The 23,056-nt window shown below is 61.8% G+C and carries 23 protein-coding genes; 17 read left to right on the top strand and 6 right to left on the bottom strand.

From position 1 onward, the window contains the following. Positions 1 to 28 precede the first annotated feature (28 nt). The 12 genes from C4J85_RS12870 (at position 29) to C4J85_RS12815 (ending at position 13,072) form a co-directional block, all read left to right on the top strand. Entirely contained in the window at positions 29 to 1,360 is a 1,332-nt protein-coding gene (locus C4J85_RS12870; RefSeq protein WP_124409797.1) for an ABC transporter substrate-binding protein, read from the top strand. A 241-nt stretch (positions 1,361 to 1,601) separates the two neighbouring features. Beyond that, the gene (locus C4J85_RS12865) at positions 1,602 to 2,330 is read left to right on the top strand and encodes an AraC family transcriptional regulator (RefSeq protein ID WP_124409796.1); all 729 of its coding nucleotides are present in this window, start codon (positions 1,602 to 1,604) and stop codon (positions 2,328 to 2,330) included. A gap of 182 nt (positions 2,331 to 2,512) precedes the next feature. Further along, positions 2,513 to 3,577 carry an SDR family oxidoreductase gene (locus tag C4J85_RS12860; protein ID WP_124366973.1) on the top strand — a complete coding sequence of 355 codons (1,065 nt, stop codon included), beginning with the start codon at positions 2,513 to 2,515 and terminating at the stop codon, positions 3,575 to 3,577. Beyond that, positions 3,574 to 4,833 carry an aspartate aminotransferase family protein gene (locus tag C4J85_RS12855; protein ID WP_124409795.1) on the top strand — a complete coding sequence of 420 codons (1,260 nt, stop codon included), beginning with the start codon at positions 3,574 to 3,576 and terminating at the stop codon, positions 4,831 to 4,833. Before C4J85_RS12860 ends, C4J85_RS12855 begins: the two co-directional genes overlap by 4 nt. 15 nt (positions 4,834 to 4,848) lie before the next feature. Beyond that, positions 4,849 to 5,292 (top strand): type II toxin-antitoxin system RatA family toxin, encoded by a 444-nt coding sequence (locus C4J85_RS12850; protein ID WP_124404126.1) that lies wholly within the window; start codon positions 4,849 to 4,851, stop codon positions 5,290 to 5,292. A gap of 3 nt (positions 5,293 to 5,295) precedes the next feature. Further along, the gene (locus C4J85_RS12845; protein ID WP_124409794.1) at positions 5,296 to 6,438 is read left to right on the top strand and encodes an acyl-CoA/acyl-ACP dehydrogenase; all 1,143 of its coding nucleotides are present in this window, start codon (positions 5,296 to 5,298) and stop codon (positions 6,436 to 6,438) included. Next, positions 6,435 to 7,262, top strand: coding sequence for an SDR family oxidoreductase (locus C4J85_RS12840; protein WP_124409793.1), 828 nt, complete (start codon positions 6,435 to 6,437; stop codon positions 7,260 to 7,262). Before C4J85_RS12845 ends, C4J85_RS12840 begins: the two co-directional genes overlap by 4 nt. Before the next feature lie 85 nt (positions 7,263 to 7,347). Further along, positions 7,348 to 8,232, top strand: a complete 885-nt coding sequence (locus C4J85_RS12835; RefSeq protein WP_256657907.1) for a fatty acid desaturase — start codon at positions 7,348 to 7,350, stop codon at positions 8,230 to 8,232. Positions 8,233 to 8,279: 47 nt separating this feature from the next. Beyond that, positions 8,280 to 9,095, top strand: a complete 816-nt coding sequence (locus C4J85_RS12830) for a DUF3050 domain-containing protein (protein ID WP_124404122.1) — start codon at positions 8,280 to 8,282, stop codon at positions 9,093 to 9,095. 29 nt (positions 9,096 to 9,124) lie between these two features. Next, entirely contained in the window at positions 9,125 to 10,192 is a 1,068-nt protein-coding gene (locus C4J85_RS12825; RefSeq protein ID WP_124409792.1) for an HlyD family secretion protein, read from the top strand. Beyond that, positions 10,189 to 11,706 carry a DHA2 family efflux MFS transporter permease subunit gene (locus C4J85_RS12820; protein WP_124366966.1) on the top strand — a complete coding sequence of 506 codons (1,518 nt, stop codon included), beginning with the start codon at positions 10,189 to 10,191 and terminating at the stop codon, positions 11,704 to 11,706. The genes C4J85_RS12825 and C4J85_RS12820 overlap by 4 nt, the downstream gene beginning before the upstream one ends. A 22-nt stretch (positions 11,707 to 11,728) precedes the next feature. After that, entirely contained in the window at positions 11,729 to 13,072 is a 1,344-nt protein-coding gene (locus tag C4J85_RS12815; RefSeq protein WP_124409791.1) for a TolC family outer membrane protein, read from the top strand. 33 nt (positions 13,073 to 13,105) lie between these two features. Here C4J85_RS12815 and C4J85_RS12810 read toward each other — a convergent pair whose 3' ends face one another. Continuing rightward, positions 13,106 to 13,636: a DUF2867 domain-containing protein gene (locus C4J85_RS12810; protein ID WP_124409790.1), complete on the bottom strand. Its 531-nt coding sequence runs from the start codon at positions 13,634 to 13,636 to the stop codon at positions 13,106 to 13,108. A 41-nt stretch (positions 13,637 to 13,677) separates the two neighbouring features. Further along, positions 13,678 to 14,298: a DJ-1/PfpI family protein gene (locus C4J85_RS12805; protein ID WP_124370647.1), complete on the bottom strand. Its 621-nt coding sequence runs from the start codon at positions 14,296 to 14,298 to the stop codon at positions 13,678 to 13,680. Between the two features lie 124 nt (positions 14,299 to 14,422). Between C4J85_RS12805 and C4J85_RS12800 the strand changes: the two genes are divergently transcribed. Next, positions 14,423 to 14,983: a TetR/AcrR family transcriptional regulator gene (locus C4J85_RS12800; RefSeq protein ID WP_124370646.1), complete on the top strand. Its 561-nt coding sequence runs from the start codon at positions 14,423 to 14,425 to the stop codon at positions 14,981 to 14,983. Here C4J85_RS12800 and C4J85_RS12795 read toward each other — a convergent pair. The 3 genes from C4J85_RS12795 to C4J85_RS12785 all read right to left on the bottom strand — a co-directional run bounded on the left by C4J85_RS12795 (position 14,939) and on the right by C4J85_RS12785 (position 17,357). Then, complete coding sequence (locus C4J85_RS12795; RefSeq protein WP_124409789.1) at positions 14,939 to 16,264, bottom strand: type II toxin-antitoxin system HipA family toxin; 1,326 nt, start codon at positions 16,262 to 16,264, stop codon at positions 14,939 to 14,941. The two genes, C4J85_RS12800 and C4J85_RS12795, sit on opposite strands and share 45 nt — an antisense overlap. Further along, complete coding sequence (locus tag C4J85_RS12790; protein WP_124366960.1) at positions 16,257 to 16,574, bottom strand: helix-turn-helix domain-containing protein; 318 nt, start codon at positions 16,572 to 16,574, stop codon at positions 16,257 to 16,259. Before C4J85_RS12790 ends, C4J85_RS12795 begins: the two co-directional genes overlap by 8 nt. Before the next feature lie 264 nt (positions 16,575 to 16,838). After that, positions 16,839 to 17,357: an SgcJ/EcaC family oxidoreductase gene (locus C4J85_RS12785; protein ID WP_124407136.1), complete on the bottom strand. Its 519-nt coding sequence runs from the start codon at positions 17,355 to 17,357 to the stop codon at positions 16,839 to 16,841. A gap of 166 nt (positions 17,358 to 17,523) precedes the next feature. Between C4J85_RS12785 and C4J85_RS12780 the strand changes: the two genes are divergently transcribed. The 4 genes from C4J85_RS12780 to C4J85_RS12765 are packed head-to-tail and all read left to right on the top strand — an operon-like array spanning position 17,524 to position 22,145. Continuing rightward, positions 17,524 to 18,702 (top strand): sensor histidine kinase, encoded by a 1,179-nt coding sequence (locus C4J85_RS12780; RefSeq protein ID WP_124409788.1) that lies wholly within the window; start codon positions 17,524 to 17,526, stop codon positions 18,700 to 18,702. Next, positions 18,699 to 19,352 (top strand): response regulator transcription factor, encoded by a 654-nt coding sequence (locus tag C4J85_RS12775; RefSeq protein WP_124409787.1) that lies wholly within the window; start codon positions 18,699 to 18,701, stop codon positions 19,350 to 19,352. Before C4J85_RS12780 ends, C4J85_RS12775 begins: the two co-directional genes overlap by 4 nt. 10 nt (positions 19,353 to 19,362) lie before the next feature. Then, positions 19,363 to 21,678, top strand: coding sequence for an ATP-binding protein (locus C4J85_RS12770; RefSeq protein ID WP_124409786.1), 2,316 nt, complete (start codon positions 19,363 to 19,365; stop codon positions 21,676 to 21,678). Further along, complete coding sequence (locus tag C4J85_RS12765; protein WP_124362759.1) at positions 21,675 to 22,145, top strand: response regulator; 471 nt, start codon at positions 21,675 to 21,677, stop codon at positions 22,143 to 22,145. Before C4J85_RS12770 ends, C4J85_RS12765 begins: the two co-directional genes overlap by 4 nt. Here C4J85_RS12765 and C4J85_RS12760 read toward each other — a convergent pair. Next, the gene (locus tag C4J85_RS12760; RefSeq protein ID WP_124409785.1) at positions 22,142 to 23,026 is read right to left on the bottom strand and encodes an NmrA/HSCARG family protein; all 885 of its coding nucleotides are present in this window, start codon (positions 23,024 to 23,026) and stop codon (positions 22,142 to 22,144) included. The genes C4J85_RS12765 and C4J85_RS12760 overlap by 4 nt on opposite strands. Between the last annotated feature and the right edge of the window lie 30 nt (positions 23,027 to 23,056).

Raw genomic sequence — 23,056 nt, 5'->3', positions numbered from 1 at the left:
CTCAATAACCCCCCCAGGAATGACCTCCATGACACACCGCTTATCGCTGCGCCGCCTGGCCCTGTGCCTGGCCCTGATCACCGCTGGGCTCACGGCCGGCGCCCAGGCCGCCAACGAACAGTACTTCCCCTTGCAGAGCTACCGGGTCGGCCCTTACGCCGCTGGCGGTACCGGTTTCTTCGGCGGTTTCATCGACTACCTGCAATACATCAATGCCAACGGCGGAGTGAACGGCGTCAAGCTGACCTGGAGCGAATGCGAGACCGAGTACGTGGTGGAAAAAGGCGTCGAATGCTATGAACGCCTCAAGGGCGGGCTCAACGGTGCGCCGGCCGCCGCCACCAACCCGCTGTCAGTGGGCATCGCCTACGCCACGCTGGAACGTTCAACGGCCGACAAGTTGCCGCTGATCACCATCAACCATGGCCGCACCGACTCCACCGACGGCAGCGTATTCCCTTACGCATTCCCGTTGCAGTTGAACCCGTATTCGGAAGTCTCGGCGATCATCAACTACATCGGCCAGCGCGAAGGCGGCGCCGACAAGCTCAAGGGCAAGAAAATCGCGGTGCTCTACCACGGCTCGCCCTACGGCAAGGAAACCAACGGCGTGCTCCAGACCCTGGCGAAAAACGCCGGCTTCGAACTGACCTTGCTGGAAGTGCCGCACCCCGGCAACGAGCAACAATCGCAGTGGCTGAACATCCGTCGCCTCAAGCCCGACTGGGTGATCCTGCGCGGCTGGGGCGTGATGAACCCGGTGGCGCTCAAATCCGCGCAGAAAGTCGGCTACCCGGCCGATCACATCATCGGCAATATCTGGAGCAACTCCGAAGAAGACGTGGTACCGGCCGGTGCCGCCGCCAAGGGGTTTATCTCGATCACCACGCACCCGTCGGGCACTGACTTCCCGGTGCTGCAAGGCATCGCGCAAAGCGTGGTGAATGCCGGCAAGGGCAACCTGGCCGACCCCAAACGATTTGGCACCGTGTATTACAACCTGGGCGTGGTCAACGGCATTCTCAACGTCGAAGCCCTGCGCCTGGCCCAGGAAAAATATGGCCAGAAGCCCCTCACGGGCGAGCAAGTGCGCTGGGGTTTCGAGCACTTGAACCTGGACGACGCGCGCCTGCAAGCGCTGGGCGCCAAGGGCCTGGTGCAACCGCTGAAACTGTCCTGCGCCGACCACGAAGGCGGCGGCGCCGTGCGCTTCCAGCAATGGGACGGCCAGCGCTGGAACCTGATCAGCGACTGGGTACAAGCCGACCGTGCGCTGCTGCGACCGATCATCGAAGCCTCCGCAGCCGGGTACGCGAAAGAGAAAGGCATCACCCCGCGTGATTGCAGCCAGGAGCAGTGAGGCATTTGCGTTCCGGGCTGTCAGTGAGTTGTTCATCTGCATCGATAGGCATCGACAACCCGTAACTACCGCAAAGGCAGGTGGCACAGCCATTTCAAAAGGACTGTGCCACCGAGCACCATTGCGTTCCCGCGCTACCCCGCAGGCATGCTTTGGAGGACGCCACTCACTTGAATCCAGACCTGCGAAGGCCTACCCTGCACGCGTGCAACACTCACCCAATGCGTCAGGAAGACCTTAAATGTGGGATGGCAGCGTTACCTTTGGCGACTCGTGGGCCGGCTACATTGGCCGTGCTGATCAAAACACCGCCCACTCCCATGTTGCCATTCAGCTGTGCATCGGTCTGGATCAACCCGTCACCCTGGAACTGCCCGGACAGTCGATCCGCGCAGCGGGTGTGATCATCGGCCCCAATGTCGAACACCGGGCCGTGGCCGACAGTCATCCAGTGGCGTTTGTGTATGTCAGCCCGGACTCGGCATTGGGCCGTGCGCTCAATGCATTGCTGCAAGACAATGGCATCGCCGTGGCCAGTGACGAATTACTGGAGTGCTTTCGCCGCGCCACATCCCTCCTGCAATTTGTCGACGCCCTCTCGCGTTTGCTCGCGATTACCACGTCGATCGACCATAGGCTGTACAAAGCCCTGAATATTCTGCGCCTGGACCGCGACGGTCCCGGTTGCGTCAGTCGCGCTGCCCATGCGGTGGGGTTGTCCAGCCCACGCTTGCGCTGCGTCGCCACCCACCAGATGGGGGTGTCCCTTTCCCAGTGGATCATCTGGAACAAATTAGAACAGGCCTCCAAATCCCTGGCCAGCGGTTCGACGATATCGGACGCCGCCGCCGAAGGTGGCTTCTCCGACCAGGCGCACCTGGCCCGCATCATGCGTCGCATGATCGGTATGACGCCGCGCACCGCCGCAGAGGTTTTGCGCAAGACAAGCGTTTCGTTCAAGACGCGCTGATATCAAAACGCCAATATCGATCGCATCTTATTCGCAAAAACGGTAAGCGCTGATCGTCTCCCTCCAGAACAATTCAGCGGCACCGACCGTGAATAAAAGTGTTCGCTCGGGGCACCCGTGCCTGCGATTCGGCGAATGGCCCCGTTAATTGTTTCGATGAGTCCGCAGGGAAGCGCAACTACATGTCAGCACAGCAAAAATTAACTGTCCTTCTCACGGGAGGCTCAGGCGTACTGGGTGAGTCACTGATCGACTGCCTGGCGGAAGACTTTGACCTGGTCTGCCTGGCGCGTAAAAGCCGCATCCGCGATCCCCGGGTGGAAGTGCTCACGGGCGATATCTGCAGCCCTCGCCTGGGGCTGGCCGCCGACGTTCATTCAGCGCTGCTTGAGCGTGTTGACTGGGTGATCCACGCCGCAGCGGTGACTCGCCTGGACGGCGATATCGATCAGATTTTTTCGGTGAACTATCTCGGCACCGAAAACGTAGTGGCCTTTGTGAAGCAAGCCAAGGTTCCGCTGTATCACATCAGCACCGCCTTCACCCATCCCTGCGACTATTACGAAGGCGTGCAAGCCGAGACCCCTTACGAAGTCGCCAAGCGCCAAGCCGAAACCTTGGTTCGCTCGGCCGGTATCGATGTGTCGATTTTTCGTCCATCCATCATCATTGGCGATGCGAAGACCGGGTTCATGCCTAACTTCCAGGGCTTCCATATGACCATGGGGCTGATGATGTCCGGCGTGCTGCCCATCGTGCCCTGCCCGTCTGCCGGCTATGTCGACCTGATCGCCCGTGATGTCGCGGCACAGGCCATTACCAATGCGCTGCGCCAGCGTTTGATCGGCGAAGACTATTTTCTTACGAGCGGTCCCCAGTCCCTTGATCTAGATGGTCTGCTGGACCTGATGTGCCAGTCCATGCAAGCCCAGGCGCAACCGTTCACACGGCCACGATGCCTGGCGCCGGACATTTACGAACGGTTGATCCGCCCGGTATTTCTTCCGGCGCTGACCGGCAATATCCAGGCCGCCCTGACCCGCGCCACGCAGCTGTGCCGCTATGCCTGCCTGCGCACGCCGCTGCCCACGTCCTTGCCGCAGTTACTCGGCGAAACGGCGTTCAGCCAGCGCGATGTCAGCCGTGAGTTACTGCTGTCGCTCAACCACCTGGCACCCAAGCTGGGAGCCTTGACGAGGATGCTCAAGCAGCCGGTGTTACCGTCCACACAAGCGAGCGCGGCATGAAACCGCTTGTCGTCGAACCCGCCATCGACGCCGCACAGGTCGACCAGTATTTACGCAAGCACGTCAACTCGGGCTACGCACGCCTCGCTTCGCTGATGAACCTGCCGATCGAGCAGTCCAGCCGTGGCGTCTACATCTATGACGACCAAGGCCGCCAGTACCTGGACGCCGGCGGATACGGCGTGTTTTTCCTGGGCCATGGCCATCCGGTGATCGTGGAAGCGGTCGCCCGGCAACTGCAGAAAAATGCGCTGGCGAGCAAGCTGTTGCTCAATCCGCAGCAGGCTTTCGCCGCGCACGCACTGGCTGCACATTGCCCAGGCAATCTTGAGTATGTGTTCTTTTGCAACTCGGGCGCCGAGGCCACTGAAGCCGGTCTTAAACTCGCCCGCCTCAACGGCTGCCGCCGCACGTTGTCAACTCTCGGCGGCTTCCACGGCAAGACCCTCGGTGCCCTCGCCGTCACCGGCCGCGAAAGCTATCGCGAGCCGTTCAGTGGATTGCTCAGCGACAGCGACTTTGTGCCGTTTGGCGACAGCGTGGCACTGGAGCTGCAACTGCGGGCATCGTCGCAAAAGGCTTGCGTGATCCTCGAACCGATCCAGGCCGAAGCTGGGGTGGTCCTGCCGCCACCGGGCTACCTTCGACGCGTACGCGAGCTGTGTAATCAATATGGCGCCGTGCTGATTATCGATGAAATCCAGTCGGGCCTGGGCCGCACCGGCTACTGGTGGGGCTGCGACCATGAGCAGGTGGTGCCCGACATCATGCTGGTAGGTAAAAGCCTGTCGGGCGGCTGCGTACCGGTGAGTGCCATGGTTGCCAGCGCTACGATCTATGCGCCTTTCAACCGCAACCCCACGGTCCATACCTCGACCTTTGGCGCCAATCCGCTGGCGATGGCGGCGGTACAGGCCACGCTGCAGGTAATGGTGCAAGAAGACCTGGTAGCGCGTGCTCGGCTGCTCGGCCAGGACCTGCATGCCCGCTTCAGCGCGCTGTTGCAACAACGGGGCTGGGCCGAGCGCGTCGAGCTGCGCAGCGCGGGTTTGCTGTTCGGCTTTGAATTTGCCGACGCGTCGATCGCAGCAAACATGGTCATGGCCCTTATCGAGCAACGAGTCATTGTGTGCCACTCGCTCAATGACCATCGGGTGCTGAGGCTCACGCCGTCGCCGTTGTTGAGCGCTGAGGATTGCAACTGGTTGCTCGAAGGCTTCGCGCAGGCGCTGGCCACCTCAATGCCATCCCTTTGAATGGAGTTTTTCCCCATGCAAGAAGTCAACGTGCAGGCCCATATTCCCCATGCCTGCGCTGATGAAGTATTTGCCGTGATCAGCGATTTCAGCAAGTACGTCGAGCTGTGTAAATCGGTGCGTAACATCACCGTCAACAAAGTCAGCGACCAGGTCTCGTTCACCTCCTGGGAGGTCAACTTCCACAGCGGCATCCTCAAGTGGCAGGAGCGCGACACGTTCAATGCCCAGACCCGGGAAATTCATTTCGAGCAAATGGCCGGCGATGTCGATCACTTCTCCGGTACCTGGCACGTTTTGCCGGACGGCAAAGACTCGATCATCACCTTTGAATCCCGCTTCGACCTGGGCCTTCCGATGCTCGCGGACATGCTCGACCCGGTGGCCACACAGGCCATTCGGGAAAACATCCACTCAATCATCACCGGCCTGTTTCCGGCGAGCTACTTGAAGGCGTGAACCATGTCACTGTCACTGCTGAACCGCTCGCGCGCCCTGCTTCAACGCTACGCCCCGGGTTTTGACGAGCGTCTGGCGGCGATCCCGGCCGGCCAGCGCGAAGCCCCCCAAAGCGACGTCATCGCCCTGTTCAAGCAACATGGCCCGGTGGGCCTGTTGGTCAACCGCGCAGCAGGCGGGCTGGGTGCGGACATCCTCGACGCAATGCATGTGCAGATCGCTATTGGCGCACGGTCACCCTCACTGGCGGTTGCCAGCACCATGCACCAGTTTTCCGTGGCGAGCTTGTTGGCACTCACACAAAACGGCGGCGGCGCCGAAGGCCTGTTGCTGGCCGCCGTCGCACAAAACCGCCTGCTGCTGTCGTCGGGATTTGCCGAGGGCACATCGGGCGCCGGGATCCTCGATTCGGCCATGCAGGCGGTGCACACCCCAGAAGGGGTATTGCTCAGCGGCAGCAAAAAGCCCTGCTGCCTCGGGCAGTCGATGGACCTGCTCACTGCCAGCTATATCCGCCAAACCCCGGCGGGTGAAGAACTGATGGTCGCTTTGATTCCCGCCACTGCATCGGGCATCAGCCGCAGTGCCTTCTGGCAGAACAGCGCCCTGGCCGCTGCTGAAAGCATCGAAGTGCGCCTGAACAAAGTGCTGGTGCCTGAGCGAATGCTGTTTTCCGCCGGCTACACCCACCTGCTGGGTGACGTGCAGACCGTGGGGTTTATCTGGTTCGAACTGCTGATTTGCGCGTCTTATGTAGGCGCCTGCGCGGGTCTGGTCGAGTCAGTGACCGACGCTGCACGCTGGAGCGCGCATCACCGCGTGGACCTGGCAGCCGACCTGCAATTGGCGATCAGTGCGCTGGAAGGCGCAGCCCTGGATATCGAGCGCAACCCGCAGGACTTGCCGAACGTGCTGGCCCGCCTGCTGCTGGTCCGCTACGGCATCGAGCAGCGGCTTGCCCAGCTTTCCGACCAGGCCCACGCCATGTTGGGCGGGATGGCGTTCATCACCAGCAACCAGAGTTCCAACGGCTTACTGGCCTGCCGCGGCCTGCAATTCCATCCCCCGGCAAAGATCTCGATGGCGACCAACCTCGACACCTACTTGACCGACTCAACCTTCAGCATGACCGGAGCGCACCCATGAACCTGCTCGGAAAAATCATCGTAATCACCGGCACTGCGCGCGGCCTGGGCTTGGCGACCGCCAGCAAGCTCAAGCAACAGGGCGCCACGGTGATTGGTCTAGACATCCTTACGCCGCAGGACGGCAGCTTGCTGGACGCGTTTTATCAAGTCGACCTGTGCGGCCGTCACGCCCTGGCCGCCGCAATCAGCGCTATCAGCACCGATTTCGGTGACATCGACATTTTGGTCAATAACGCCGGCATCCTCACCCTGGAACGCGGCGAAACCGGCGTTACCGATGAAGTGACCCGCGCGGTCGATGTGAATCTGTTCGCGCCGTGGCAATTGGTTTCGGGGTTCCTGCCGGGGTTGCTGCGCAAACGCGGCAAAGTGGTCAACGTGTCGTCACTGTTCGCGCTGGTGAACGCGCCCTACGTGGCCGCCTACGCTGCCAGCAAACGCGCACTGAGCGCTTATTCGGATGTATTGCGCATGCAGTATCGCGGCGAACTCGACGTGGTCACGGTGTACCCAGGGTTCATTGACACTGCGATCCACTTGCCGGCGCAGCGTGTGGGCCTGTCGGTCAAGCGCCTGGTGACGTTCAAGTGGGGTGACAAGACCCTGCTGTCGCTGGAAGAAAAACTGGAGGCAGCCGCTGCCGGCCTGGTGCGCGCCTGCCAGAAAAATGGCCTGCGCAACCGTGGGCTGACGTTCATGGGCACGCTGGCCATGTACACCGCGCGCTGCATGCCAAGCGTGGTTGATACCTTTATCGCCCTGCGCCTGCGCACGCTCACGCGTGGCGGCCACCTGGCGCTCAAGCCTGAACTGATCGAGTAAGCCGCCGCCAATGGCCAGTCACCTGCACCCCAAACCCCAGGTCCGCCTCGACCGTGCCTTGTTCAGGGCCCGATCAGGAGAATCGTTGCTGATCATTGTCTACGCCTTGAGTCTCTACCTGTTACCTCTCGCGCTGTTTGTGTGGGTGGTGAACACCTCCTCCGTGTTTTGGGTGCTGGTGTGCTCGCCGTTGGTGGTATTGGCCGGATATGGGTTGTTTCTGCAAGCGATCCTTGGGCATGAAGGTTTCCACTTCAACTTGAGTGCGAACCCCTTGCACAGTTGCTACTTGGGCATTGCCACCAGTTCGTTGCTGCCAGGGTTCTGCGTGACCGGTTATTTCGTGGACCATTGGCAACACCATCGTTACAGCAACAGCGAGAAGGACCCGGACTACCGGCTCTTTTCGCGTTACCACACGCTGGCAAGCCGCATCATGCTGTCGCGCCTGGTCGCCACCCTGCGCTATCTGCAGGCCACCTGGCGCCTGGCCTTCGGCCCACTGAACACGCCATCGCCACTGCCGCTGAGTGCGATTGAGGTGCAACGGCTGGCTCGCTGCAATATTGCCTGCCAGGCTGGATGGCTCAGCCTTTACGGGCTGGTTATCTGGCGCATCGACGGGCTGCTTCTGGGGTTTTCCTTGAGCCTGGCGGTGGCGTTCCTGATCTCGGCGGTCAATGCCTATCAGGAACATGCTTTCGAAGCGGGCCATCAACAGCCGCCAGCGCGCTCACGCACCTCGCGCGTCAACACCTGGCTGCACGCCGGCTCGAACTTTCACCTGGAGCATCATTTTTATCCCGCGGTACCCTGCTGGCGACTGCCCCAGGTACACCGCCACCTGTTGGACGCGGGGTGGTATGCAGGCCGGCAATACCTGCTTGAAAAGCGCTTCGTTCGGTCCTTCCGATACGCCTGCAGTCGCCACCCCTATCGTGGAAACACGCTGAACGACAAACACCCTTAATTTCCCCATGGATTTTCCGCCTGAACCCTCAGGCCGCAGGAGCACCTATGCCTTTTAACATCGATAGCCACATTGAAACCGAACGCGAACAGCTGTTCAGCCATCCGCTGTTTGCAAACATCCGCACCGTAGAAGACGTGCGCACCCTGATGGAGTTTCATGTGTTCGCCGTGTGGGACTTCATGACCTTGCTCAAGCGCATCCAGCGCGACCTTACCTGTGTGGAGTTGCCTTGGGTGCCGCCGGTACACATCACCGCCGCCCGTCTGATCAATGAAATCGTGGTCGGCGAAGAAACCGACGAACACCCCGATGGCGGTTTTATCAGCCACTTGGACCTGTACCTCACGGCCATGGATGAAATCGGTGCCGACAGCACGGTATTCCGCCGCTTCCTGGCAGCGATCAAGGCCCAGGTCCCCCTGGCAAAGGCGCTCAACGACCCGGCTATCCCAACGGCCGCCAAAGTGTTCATGTGCCAGACCCTCGACATTGCACAACACGGCACGACCGAAGCGGTGCTGGCGTACTTTTTCTTTGGTCGTGAAGACATCATCCCCGATATGTTCGGCCGACTGTTGTCGCAATGGTCGGTCAGTGAGCACGATGTACCGATGCTCACGTACTACTTGAAGCGCCACATCGAAATGGACGGCGACGACCATGGTCCGGCAGCCAAGCGCATCATCGCCGAGATCGTCACCACACCTGCGCAACACCTGCATATGGTCGAGAGTGCCAAGACCGCGATCAATTCACGGATCGAGCTGTGGAACAGCGTGCACCAGTTCCTGCTGGACAAGGCCCATTCCACTGCGGATCGCCCTGTGCGTGAGGTCGAAACCGTTTCTGAGCCTGCTTGACACAGACGCGCAACTACAGGGAGTACCTCATGACCAAAGGCAAGCTGGTAAAACTGACGCTGTGCGGCGTCGTGGTGGGCGGGCTGCTGATGCTGGGCTGGCAGCGCTGGCAGTATTCCAGCACCTACGTGAGTACCGACAATGCAGAACTCGATGGGGTGATTATCCCGGTGCGGGCCAAGCTATCGGGCGTCGTGATCAGTGTGCCGGTGATGGACAACGTCACAGTACAAAGCGGTGACCTGTTGTTTCAAATCCGCGACAGTGAATATCACTACCAGCTGCAGCAGCGCGAAGCACAATGGCAAGCGTTGCTTGCCGCCGCCGGGCGCGCCGGAGCCCCGGGTGCGCTGGACAGCCAGGTCCTCGGTGCGGTTGCCCTGCGCGAAGCCGCGCAGGCGGCCCTGGCGCAGTCGAGCGCCAACCTTGAGCAAGCGCGTAACGACTACCAACGTGCCCGTCGCCTGGGTGCTCAAGGTGCGCTGAGCATTCAGGACCAGGAAGTGGCCAAGGCGCGTTTCGACGCCCTTCGTCATGCTCAGGAAGTGGCGCGCAGTAATACCCAGGCCGCCACTCAAAGTACCTTGGCCAACAAGGCTGAACTCAAGGTGCAGGACTACCGGATCGCCGCCGCGCAAGCCGAAGTGGAACAAGCCAGGATCAAGCTGAACGACGCCCGCCAGACCGCGCCGGTGCGCAGCATTGTTTCGAAAAAAGAGGTGGAGCCCGGCCAGTTCGTGGTTGCCGGCCAAAAGCTCATGAGCCTGATTGCAACCGACCCGCTGTGGATCACCGCCAACTTCAAGGAGACCCAGGTGGGCCGCGTACGCGTCGGCCAGAATGCCCGCGTCACCGTGGACGCATTCCCCGGGCACACCTTCGACGGCGTCGTCGAAAGCCTGGCACCGGCCACCGGGGCGAAGTTCTCCTTGCTGCCCCAGGAAAACGCCACGGGTAACTTCACCAAGGTGGTTCAGCGTGTGCAGGTACGCATCGCGCTTACCGGTGTGCCGGATAACTACAAGGCGCTGTTGAGCCCGGGCATGAGTGCCTTTGTTGAAGTCGCCACGCACCACAACGGCAGCCAGACGCTATGAGGTCGCCCTACCTGATTGCGTTCACCGTCACGCTGGTGTCGATGATGGAGTTGCTGGATGTCACCATCGTCAACGTGGCGATTCCCAGCCTGATGGGCACCTACGGTGCCTCGGTCGATGAAATCTCGTGGGTCTCCACCGGTTACGTCGTGGCCAACGTGGTCATTCTGCCGGTCAGTGGCTGGCTGTCGGCGTGGTTTGGGCGGCGTACCTATTACCTGGTATCGACCGCAGTGTTCGTGCTGGCATCCCTGGGCTGCGCACTGTCGGCCGAACTGTGGCAACTGGTCGCGTTCCGGGTATTGCAAGGCTTGGCAGGCGGCGGGTTGCTGGGGATTTCCCAGGCGATCATCTACGACGTGTTCCCCAAGGAAAAGGTCAACAGCGGCATGGCGTTGTACGGCGTGGGCGTGATGATGGGGCCGACTCTGGGCCCGACCGTCGGCGGCTACCTGATCGACACGTTGTCGTGGCATTGGATCTTCCTGATCAACCTGCCGATCGGCGCCGTGGCCCTGCTGCTGTGCTGGATGTGTATCAATGACTCGCCCAACGAGCAAAAACCCACCAGCGTCGACTACAGCGGCTTCTGCTTGCTGGCCGTGGGGGTCGGTAGCCTGCAGATCCTGCTCGAGCGCGGCGAACACTGGGACTGGATGGCGTCCAACTGGACCGTCGCCTGCCTGTTGCTCAGCAGCTTCAGCCTGGTGGGCTTCTTCTGGTGGGAACGGCGGGTGACCAACCCGATCGTCAATGTCGCGCTGTTTCAGAACCGAGAATTCCTGATGGGCTGCATCTGTGCCTTTTGCGTGGGTTTCGGGCTGTACAGCACCCTGTTCATGGTGCCGCTGTTCCTGCAGACCTTATTGGCACAGAGCGCCTACCAGAGCGGGCTGGTGATTTTTCCAGGAGCGGTGGCCAGCGCCATCAGCACCCTGGTGATCGGCAAGCTGTCCCAGGAAAACAGGATCGACGAGCGCGTGTTCGTGACCTTGGGCATCGTGATGTACTGCTATGCCATGTTCCTGCACACCCAGTTCACCCTCGACAGTAACCCGGACACGCTTTACTGGCCCTTGGTGATCCGTGGCCTGGGCCTGGGCATGATCTTCGTACCGCTGACCAACCTGGCGATGCGCCGCCTGCCGCTGACATTGATCTCCGGCGCCTCGGGGGTCCTGAACCTGATGCGCCAGCTGGGCGGCAGTGTCGGCATCGCCATCGCCGCCACGCTGCTCACGCGATTCTCGTGGGAGCGCTATCGCCTGCTCTCCGAACACGTCACCGAATCCAGTCTCGTCGCGAGCGGCTGGGGAGGCGTGGAGACCGACCCGTTGTTTCTCTCCCTGGGCCTGGCCAGCCACCAGCAAGCCATAGCCCTGATGCCTTACCTGCAAGCGCGCGAGCAGGGGCAAATGCTGGCGTTCAGCATGTTGTTCGGCACCTTGGGCGCCGTGATGGCCATCGGTATTCCAATGGTGCTGATGATGCGTAGAAGCACCGTCAGTCGATAAATTTTTCAGTGGAGCACATCCCTTGCGTATTCCAGGCCTGCGTCTCGAAACCACCACACTGCTCACGCCCCTGTGCTTGCTGGCCCTGGCCTGCGCGCCCGCACAGGTGTCAGCAGATGACCTGTATCACCTGTACCAAAAGGCGCTGACCCATGACATGCAGTTCGCCGCTGCACAGGCCCAGCAACTGGCCACGGCGGAAAAGGAACCGCAAAGCCGCGCCGACCTGCTGCCGGACTTGTCTGTCACCGGCGGCGCGGCCTGGGTCGATGCCGAGGATTCATCCGACTACCACCGCAATCGCAATAACACCAACGCCTACGCTGTAGTCCTCACACAACCACTGCTGCGCTGGCAGAACGTGATCGCCCACGATCAGAGCAAGCTATTGATCAGCGCCAGTAAAGTCCACACCGAACAGGCGCGCCAGGACCTGATGCTGCGCGTTGCTCGCGCTTATTTCGATGTACTGCTCAACCAGGAACTGTTGAATACACGCACGCAACAACTGCAAACGCTGCGCGAGCGTCTGGATCGCAGCCGACGACTGCTGGCCGATGGCGCCACCACCGCCAACACGCTCGCACAGGTGCAGGCCAAGTACGACCAGGCATTTGCCGAACAGATTGGCGCGCGTGGAGCATTGGACATTGCCAACGAAACGCTCACCCAATTGACCGCCACACAGGCGCGCCCTTGGTCAAGCAAAGAGCCGCAGTTCAGTGCCCCGATGCCCGCCGCCATTGGTGATTGGGCCAGCACCGCGCAACAAGGCAACCTGGCCGTGCAATCGGCACAGATTGCCCAGCGCCTGGCTGAAATGGACATCGACAAGGAACGGGCCGGCCACTTGCCGACCCTTGACCTGATCGCCGCCCATGGCCGCTTCGCTTCGGTCGGCGGTGATGTGTACGACGTCACGTTGCCGCAGAATCGCTATAACCAGACCGTGGTAGGGGTCAAGTTGAGCGTTCCACTTTACAGCGGCGGCCGTACCAGCAGCCGCGTGCGCGAAGCTCACGCACTGCAAAGCAAGGCCGCGGATGAAGTGGAAGAGGCGCGCCGTAACGCCGGGCTGATGGCACGTCAGGCCTACCTGCAAGTCACTAACGGCATAAGCCAATACCAGGCACTCAAGCAGGTGCTGAACTCCAGCCAGATCAACCTCGCCACCGTGACCCACGGCTTCGAAGCCGGTTCGCGCATCAACACCGATGTGCTGGATGCCCAACAGGTGGTCACCGATACCCAGCAACGTCTGGTCCAACAGCGCTATGCCATTCTGATGGCCCAGTTGCACCTGTTGGCCTCCACCGGCAACCTGAGCGACGTGCGCCTGCATGATGTCAGCCGTTCGCTGAACTGAAGTGCTGATGAATGGAGCGCTGCGCCCTGCGCTTCAGGGGCAGCTAGCCAGCGGCCAACCGACGCGCGCTGCCCGAACGAGACTGGCCTTGACAACCCAGCGGTGAAACGGCGCGATAACAAAAATGTAGGCCCGGCCCAGGCGGTTGTGGCAGTGGACAACGGTTGAAAAAACCAGTTGGCGACTGCCGTCTGGCTCGGCCTCATCCGCACACATGACCGATATGCGAAAGTCCAGGTGCTTGTCGTCTTCGCCCAACACGATTTCGCTGCGGTGGGTGCTGTAGACCTTGAAGACGCCCACCCGATCAGCCAGTGATGCCAGGTACCTGGCGGTCTTGAGACCAAAACAGGCAACGATCGTGTCGCGCACCGTCATGAGCCAGCCGACCCACGCTGGCTGGTGGGAAAGGATGAATCGCGCCAGCACATCCGCGTCACCGGACGTGCCCGCCGGGAGCCGAATCGCAAAAGCGTCAGCCAGGTGCATCGATTGATAAAGGTGGGTGATGCCGGACCTTGAGGGGACAGGCACGGCCGTAACGAGCGCGAATTCTCGGGGCATCGGGAGGATCTCTTCTGAGTGCCAAGGGACATGAGCATGGATCAAAGGGATGTCGTCAACGTGCCCACTTCTGCTTGCCGAATACTGAGCCCGATCAAGGCATCATAGAGCGCTTGCTGGCCGGTTGGCAGTACCGGGAGCAAAGTCGCACGGCGCTTGTCGACATCGAACCAGGACTCCACCAGCCATCCCACCAGATAGAGTGCCGAAAGGCATCCGCCAGCGGTTGCAACGTTTCCGTGGAAGACAAGAGGCCGGTCCATGCACTCAACTCCAAGAGCCTGCAGCTGTGATCGTGCATCCGGGTGCGTCGTGGCCTGGCCGCTGAGCAGCCCAAGCCGTTCGAGAATGAAAGCGCCGGCACAGATGGCGCCGATGCGCTGGCGTTTGGGGTCTAGTTCAAACACCGGCAGGAAATCCGGGGCGGCAAGTGCAGCGGGTATGCCTTCCTTACCGCTGACGAACAATACCGCGTCGGCACTGTTGGCCTCGCGAAGCGGACCGTGCACCGAAACAGGCAGGCCGTGCGCCGATCGCACCGTGGGACTGGCACCCACTATTCGCACGTGCCAGTCCTGCGTATTGCGGCCTAGAATGTCCCACATCAGGAACAGGTCGATATCGGTGAAGTGGTCGAAAGCAACCAGAACGATTTTCTTCAAGGCGAACTCCATGAACAGGCAGGCCTGCAAAACGCAGCGGCCATCTATGCGGGTGTTCGTAGCCTATCCATCGTTTGCGCACCATACACAGCCTGTATGGCGCTAAATAGGGAGTGAGTAACGGGTGAGCACACTAACGCGGCACCATTGGATAGCGGCGGGTTTTGAGGCGCTCGACCAAGCGGGGCATTCTGGCGTGTCGGCCGAGAGTCTGTCGCGCCGCTTGAATGTGACCCGTGGATCCTTCTATCACCATTTCCGCAATCGCGAAGACTTTGTCCGCACCTTGCTGGCCGCCTGGGAGGAAGACTACACGGAGCGCATGCTCGCTTATGCCGCGCAAGGTCGTAGCGCCGGCGAAACCTTGAAACGCTACTTGAGTATTGCCGCTGAGAAACAACCCGGGCGGGAAATTTCCATCCGCGCCTGGTCGCTGCACGATCCGTTGGTGGGCGAGTTCCAGCAGCGTGTGGACGCAAGACGCCTGGACTTCGCCATACGCACCTGCCGTAGCGTGGTACACAGGCCCGGCGAAGCCGAAGTGATGGGCCAGATGGCCCATCTGTGCCTGATTGGCGGCCAACAGGCAGGGCTACGCCGTGATGCCGCGCGCTTCAACCGTTTCCTGCACGGAGCCGTTTCACTTTTTGAAGGGGCTCTTTCGCCGTGGCGGCTTCGATCCTGAGCTGAGGGTTGTCTTTTGATCGAGTTGTAGCAGAGCCACGTTCTGATCGATGCGACCTTGGATCATGCGCAAGGTGTCTCGGGTAATCGCCTGTGGGTACAGCTCTTCGGCGATGCTTGCAAACCGGCTTGCTACCTCACAAATGCCGTCAATCACTCGGCCTGCAACCTCCGGGGGCAGCTCGGCTTCCTCGGCAAGCCTCAGCATGTGTGCGCGAGAAATCGACAGGACTTCTCCCATCACGTCCATCTGGTGGTAACCGCCTGGCCCCTCGCAGAAGGTCACGTCATAAGCCGGGGACAGTCTCCATTGACCGCCTTTGGACATGACATAGGCAAAATTCTTGGGATGATCGTCTCTGTTGTTGAACGCAACATTGAAGACGGCACGCTCGAAGGCCACCGCCATTTCTCGCACATCATTGGTACACATCTGCGTTGCCCGCAAGAAGTTGACATAGTCCAACACCCCAGGAGACCGGTAATTGGCCCCCGTAAAGGCCGCAAGGCTTTGCATGGGGATGCGCACGCCGTCCCGGCGGTCAAATCGCTTGCTGGCAAACGCTGCCAACCCACCGGGCAGACTGAAGTACTGCGTGTCAGCGGTCTCGATACCGCACAGGCGCAGGCATTGGGCATACACCATTTCGATGGCGCACACCTCGGCCTGTTCTTCTTTGGCCGGGAACTTGATCAACCATGCTTCAAAACCCGGCGTGACGGCGGTGGTGAATCTTCCCGTTTCCAGATCGCGATAGACGAGGGCCTTGGGCCTGCCGCCTTGAGGCGAGCCGCCCACCAGCAGCAACGTCTGCAGGAACTCGCCCCCATCGCCATGGAGCACTTGGTGCACTTCGGTGGCAAGCCGCTCCAGCGAAATGTGGGCAGTGGATTCCAGCCCTTCGGGTACCACGGGCTCGAATGTCATGGCGCCCATCGCGCTGCTGCCGACGTAGGCCAGCCGTTCCAGTGGGCCGATGCGCGCGGTGGTGAGCCCGCGGCGCCGGAACAGTCGGTCCATCAACAACATGCCCCACCCATCCGGCAACGCGTCGTAAACAGGCCCTGGCAAGTACAGTTGATGGTCTGGAAAGTCGCGGCGCAGTTGAGCCCCCTCCAACGGCAGCGTATAGGAGGACAGTTCCAAGCCCCTTTGCCTGGCTTGATGGCTGTACTCGAACAGGATCAATGGGCGACCGGTCAAGGCGGTCGTGGACACCAGCGTGCCCCATTGCCACCGCTCGCCCCAGCCCTCGTAGAAGACGTTCACCTGCTCAAGCATTGCCGGGCTTCCTCTTGGTACGCAGACGATTGGCGCTGTTTTCGTAGCGTCGAATATCCTCGATGCTGTCCAGCTTAGGCAGGAACAGGCCTTCGAGTTCCTTGGTCCGGCCAAGGGCCATCGCCACCCGGACCAGGTTCTCGAACCCGACATTGCGCCCGGCTTCAAGGTTGGAAACGGTGTTGGTGCCGATGCCGGCACGTCCGGCCAGGTCGGCTTGTGTCATGTCCAGCGCCAGACGCTCTGTGCGCAAGCGATCGCAGAGGCGCTTGACGACCTCGCTCGGCTTGCTGAAGCTTAAATCCAACATAGTGTGTACCCAGCCCATGCTCTGCCAGTTAACCCCCGTAACTATAGAATTAACCACAGTGACTAACAAGCTTGTTAAATCCAGTATTTTGGGTGTTAACGTCTGAAACTATACGATTACCCACGATTTATTGGATTTATAGAGCAAAGAATGGGCGCAAGAAAAACGCCATTCGTGCATTACAGCCGCGTAACGTCAGCCCTTCAACGGCGCTGGACGCAAAAAGCCCACACCTGCACAGGCATGGGCATTTTGCTCAAGCGGTTACTTCCCGGCGTGTTTAACCTGCACTTCCGGCATCGCCGAAGAGTGATGGTTGAGAATTTTCCACTGCCCGCCCACCTGCTCATAGACAAAGGTATAGCGTGCCTGCACCTGGCGCACCTTGCCGTCCGATTCGGTCAGGGTGAAGGTGTACACACCGCTGTCCATGGCGACGTTGCTGCCCAGTTGGCGGATCTCGCGGTAGTTGATCTGGCCCACTGGCTTGAGCGCCAGGAAGTGGTCAAAGTAGTCGGTGATCTGCTCCGGCGTGGTGCGCACCTGGTTCGACACGGTCGGCTGCAACACGGCGCCCGGTGCGTAGAGGTCCACTACCGATTTAACGTTGCCGGTCTGCAAGGCGCTGTTCCAGCGGTCGAACAGCCCGGCAATCTCGCGGTCTTTCACATTGGCTGGCGCCTGGGCCACCTCACGGTAGACATAGGGGGCTGTCTCGGCAGCGTGAACAATCGGTGCGCTCAGGGCAAACATCAGGGCAAGCGGCGCGATCTTGAATTTCATGGTGTTACTCCAGTGGTCGTCGTTGAGCCCACTTTGCCCTCCTCCCCCGCGTCCGCCATCGGCCAACCGGAGGTGTTTATCTATGCCATTTGGCAGATAGCGCCCAAGGTGTTCAACGATGTTTAATACATCCCCCTCGCGCCCGCAGTCCACTGGAGCATTATCCGTGCATGACAACCCCCATGACCCCGGCAGCGCCTTGGCCATGCGCGCGCATTTCCGCCAGTCGGAAAGTCGTACGGCGCGCCTGCGCCTGTTGGTGGATACCGGGCAACAACTGCGCGAACTGGCCCCCGACGCCATGCGCGAGCGCGTACTCGCGCGGGCCTGTGGGTTTCTGGCGATGGACCACGGGCTGCTGCAGGAGTGGGACGCCGACGGCATCGCACACACCAGCGCCTGCCATGGCAACCCAGCACGATTGAGCAGCCTCGCCCACCTCGCCGACCGCAGCCTGCGCACGCCGTGTTGGCAGGATCGGCCATCGGAGGACTTACCCAGCGTCCTGCAAGTGCCGTTGCGCGCCGGCGACGGCCCTGCCATAGGCGTGCTGGTGCTGGGCAATAGCGTCAGCCTGCGCACGCCGGAGCATGAGGACAGCGAATCGCTGCAACTGCTCGCCACCTTGCTGGCTGCCCACCTTGAAAACGATCGCCTGCTGAGCACCCTCAAGACGCGCGACAAAACCCTGTCCGACCTGGTCAACCGCTTGCTCCGCGCCCAGGAGGATGAACGCAAGCGTGTGGCCTACGACCTGCACGATGGCCTGGCGCAAACCCTCGCGGGCCTGCACCAACGGCTGCAAGGCTTCGCCGGGCGTTGCCCGCCGCTGCCGGATGCATTGGCCGCCGACCTGCAGGCGATACTGACCCTGGCCCAACACTCTGTCGGCGAGGGCCGGCAACTGATCGCGGGCCTGCGTCCGACGGTGCTGGATGATTTCGGTCTGTTCAAAGCGCTGGACAAAGAAGCCGACCGCCTGCGCGACGCCGGCATCAACGTGCTCTGGCAGGCGCACTGTGACACGCGCTTACCCAGCCAGGTGGAGATCGCCCTGTTCCGGATCGGCCAGGAAGCCATCAACAATGTGCTCAAGCATGCGCGCGCAAGCCAAGTGCAATTGACCCTGGCGCTGCGTGACGGTCACGCGTCGCTGCGGGTTGATGACAATGGCAAGGGCTTCACGTCGGAGCCGTCACTCGATGACGCCCAGCACCTGGGCCTCGCCACCATGCAGGAGCGCGCCAGCCTGCTGGGCGGCAGCTTTACCTGCGCCAGCGCCGTCAACGGCGGTACCCGACTGCACGCTCGCGTGCCAGCCCACTTGCCTGGAGTCCCTCAATGACCCACGTCTTGCGCCTGGTGCTGGCGGACGATCATGAAGTCACGCGCACCGGCTTCGTCTCCCTGCTGGCCGGCCACCCGCAGTTCGAGGTGGTTGGTCAAGCCAGCGATGGCCTGCAAGCGGTGGAACTGTGCGAGCGACTGCTGCCGAACATCGTCATCCTCGACATCCGCATGCCCGGCCTCAACGGCTTGGGCGCCGCCCGCTTGCTGCAACAACGCCTGCCGGAGGTGAAGGTGGTGATGTTCACCATGGACGACAGCCCCGAGTACCTCGAGGCGGCCATGCAAGCCGGTGCAGTGGGCTACCTGCTCAAAGATGCCAGCCGCGCCGAGGTGATCCAGGCGTTGCAACAGGTGGCCGCCGGCGGCGAAGCGCTTAACACGGCGGTCAGCGCCCGGCTGTTGCGGCGCATGACCGAACGCCAGGCCAGCGGTGCCGCCCCCGGCGAGCCACTCACCCCACGGGAACGCCAGGTGCTCGGCCTGGTCGCCAACGGCATGAGCAACCGGGCCATCGGCGAACAGTTGGGCATCACCACCGGCACGGCCAAGGCCCATGTCGAGCGGGTGATCGGCAAACTCGGCGCGGCCGACCGCACCCAGGCCGCCGTGCGGGGCATCGCCCTGGGCCTGGTGACGCCACCATGAAGCGCCGCCGATGAAAAAATATTGGGCCGACCTGCCGCTGCGCGGCAAGGCGCTGGTGGTCATTTCGCTGCCCCTGGTGGTGCTGTTGCTGTCCCTGGTGCTGATCTACACCACGGAGCGCCAGACCGCCCGCGCCGAAGAAGATGTGCGCCGCGTGTTGCGCGTGCAAGGCGATATCCAGGCCGTGCATACCCTGCTCGCCGAAGCCGCCGCCAGTGTGCGCGGTTACCTGCTCACACACCGCGAAGACTTCCTGCCAGCCTACCTGAACGCCAAGCCGCAGATCGAGTCAGCCCTGCGCCGGCTTGACCGCAATGTGCGCGATCAGCGCGTGCGCGAGCAGCTCAGCGCGATCAAACCGCTGATCGAGGCCAAGGTCGACGGGCTGGAGCAGATGCTCAAGGACAGCAAGGCCACACCGCAAGCCATCAGTGCCATCCTGATCAGCAACAAGCAGATCCTCGATGCCCTGCGCCAACACATCAGCACCATGCTCACCCTTGAAGACTCGCTGCTGGCCGAGCGCAGCGCTGCGGCGTCCGACACCCGGCAAAGGCTGTTGCTGTCCACCTGGCTGGCGGCGATCTGCGGGCTGTTCGGGGCGATTGTGGCGGTGCTGTTTCTGTCCAAGGGCATTGTGGCCCGGGTGCAGAATGTACAGCGCAACGCCCAGCGCCTGGCCCAGGGCTCGCCGCTGCTGCCCCGGCCCCCGGAAAATGACGAAATCGGCCAGTTGGGCACCCGCCTGGTGGAGGCCGGGTTATTGCTGGCCGAACGCGAACGGGCATTGCGCGACAACGAAGAGCGCCTGCGGCTGATCATCGACGGGGTCAAGGACTACGGGATCTTCGCCCTCGACACAGCAGGCCATGTCACCAGTTGGAACAACGGCGCGCAGCGGATCAAGGGCTATACCGAACAGGAGATCATCGGTCAGCATTTTTCCCTGTTCTACCTGCCCGAGGAATGCCCGCAGCACCCCGACCTGGCATTGCGCGAAGCCACCCGCAACGGCGACTACACCGAAGAAGGCTGGCGCTGCCGCAAGGACGGCACACGGTTCTGGGCCAGCGTGGTGATCACCGCGCAACACGACGCCACCGGGGCGCTGCGCGGGTTCTCCAAGATTACCCGCGACATTACCGACCGCCGAGCGGCGGAGATCGCCCTGCGCACCGCCCGCGAGGAAGCCGAACGCGCCAGCCGTGCCAAAAGTGAATTCCTCTCGCGCATGAGCCATGAACTGCGCACGCCGCTCAACTCGATCCTGGGCTTCGCACAGTTGTTGGACATGGACGTGCCCAAGGCGCAACAGGCCAATGTCGGGCACATTCTGCGCGCCGGCCAGCACCTGCTCACGCTGATCAACGAAGTGTTGGACATCGCCAAGATCGAGGCCGGCAGCCTGGCGTTGAGCATCGCGCCGATCCCCCTGGCGAGTGCCCTGCAGGAGGCGTTGACCCTGGTGTCGCCCATGGCCGCCGACGCGGGCGTGCAGCTCCAGCCGCTGCCGGCGCTGGCGGCGGATACCGGCATCGTCGCCGACCGCCAACGCCTGACCCAGGTGCTGCTGAACCTGCTGTCCAATGCGATCAAATATAACCGCCGCGATGGCCAGGTGAGCCTTGAGATCGGCATCCAGGGGCAGCGGATCAGCGTGTCGGTGTGCGACACCGGCAACGGCATCGCCGCCGATCACATCGGGCAACTGTTCAAGCCGTTCGAACGCCTGGGGGCCGACCCGAATGTGGAAGGCAGCGGCCTGGGCCTGGCCCTGAGTAAAAGCCTGCTGGAAAACATGGACGGCCAACTCAAGGTGCAGAGCCAGCCCGGCATCGGCTCGCGCTTCACCCTGGAACTGCCCTTCGTGCGCATGGCCCACGCCCACAGTGGCGCCGCACCCGGCATCGAGCCCGAATTGAAGCGCCCTGCCCCCGTCGTCAGCACGTTCCAGGGCAAGGTGTTATGCATCGAAGACAACCTCTCCAGCCTGGCGCTGATCGAAACCCTGCTGCAACGCCGGCCCGGCATACGCCTGCTGTCGAGCATGCAAGGCCAGCTGGGGCTGGACCTCGCCGCGCAGCATGCGCCACAGCTGATCCTGCTGGATGTGGCGCTGCCCGACATCGATGGCTTGAAGGTGCTGCAACGCTTACGCCAGTCACCGATCAGCCGCGACACACCGGTGCTGATGCTCACCGCCGACGCCAGCGACGTGACCCGCCAAGCGTTGCTGCAGGCCGGCGCCACCGCCGTATTGAACAAACCGATCAACGTGCCTGGGTTTCTCGCCCACCTCGACCAAGCTTTTCCGGAGCCTGCGTGAACCTCGACCTGCGTATCCTGATCATCGACGACCAACGCCCGAACCTCGACCTGGTGGAGCAACTGCTGGCGCGCGAGGGGCTGACCAACGTGCTGAGCAGCACCCAGCCGCTGCGCACCCTGGAGTTGTTCAACAGCTTCGAGCCGGACCTGGTGATCCTCGACCTGCACATGCCGGAGTTCGACGGCTTTGCCGTGCTGGAACAGCTCAACCGGCGCATCCCTCAAGGCGAATACCTGCCGATCCTGGTGCTCACCGCCGACGCAACCCGCGACACACGCCTGCGCGCCCTCGCCCTGGGCGCCCGGGATTTCATCAGCAAACCCCTGGACGCACTGGAAACCATGCTACGGGTTTGGAACCTGCTGGAAACCCGGGTGCTGTACAAGACGCTGCGGACGCTGGTGCCAGCGGACCAGATTGAATTACTGCAGCGCTGCGGTTCGACGGCTATTCGGCGCTGCTAGTGCGGTTGGCTGACGAAGCCGGCCGTCGCTTCACGCACAAAGTCTTCATAGGCACGCAACGGATGCCCGATGATCGCCTCCAACCGCTCCACGGTACCTTCGGCGGCGTGCATGCCGAACGTCTGGATAGCGGCCATCATCAGGCGCATGTCGTACGCCAACCAAGCGGGGCCGTAGGCCGCCAATTGCCCTTCGAAGGCCACCACGTCGTCACCGCCGTAGGCGATCTCGCGGCCCAGGGCTGCACTCCAGATCTTCGCCACGGAAGCACCCGTCAGTGCGGTTGGCCCGACCAACTCCAGGGTTACGCGCGCAAGCGCGGAAGGTGCTTTATCGCGGCGCAGCAGTTCTGCCACGGCCACATCGGCGATGTCGCGCGTATCGATCATTGAAACCCCGGCCGAGCCAATGGGCATCGGGTATACCGAGTAGTCCTGGATCGTCTGCCGGACCATCAGGTCGTTTTGCATAAAGTAAGCAGGACGCAGGATCGTCGCGGGCATATCGAGGCTTTCGAGCATGCGCTCAACCGTGTGCTTGCCGGTGAAATGCGGCACTTGGGTGAAGGTGTCGGCATGAATCACCGACAGGTAAACGATGCGCTCGATCCCCGCCTCACGCGCGAGGTTCAGCGTGATGAGGGCTTGGGTGACCTCGTCGGGCGTTACGGCATTGAGCAGGAACAGCGTGCGTACCGACGACAGTGCAGCGCGCAGGGAGAGGACATCGGTAAGGTCCGCAACAACCTCGGTTACTCCTGCCGGGAAATCGCGCTTGCCCGCCTGGCGAACCAGGGCCTTGACCTCGGCGCCCGCCTCGGCAAGGCCTTGGGTGACGAGTGAACCGATCGTGCCGGTGGCGCCGATAACCAGAATGCTCATGGTGAAACTCCTGCAGTGGGTTTAGGTGAG

This window comes from Pseudomonas sp. R4-34-07 (assembly GCF_003852375.1).
GTDB lineage: Bacteria > Pseudomonadota > Gammaproteobacteria > Pseudomonadales > Pseudomonadaceae > Aquipseudomonas.
This window is presented reverse-complemented; position numbering and strand designations above follow the sequence as displayed.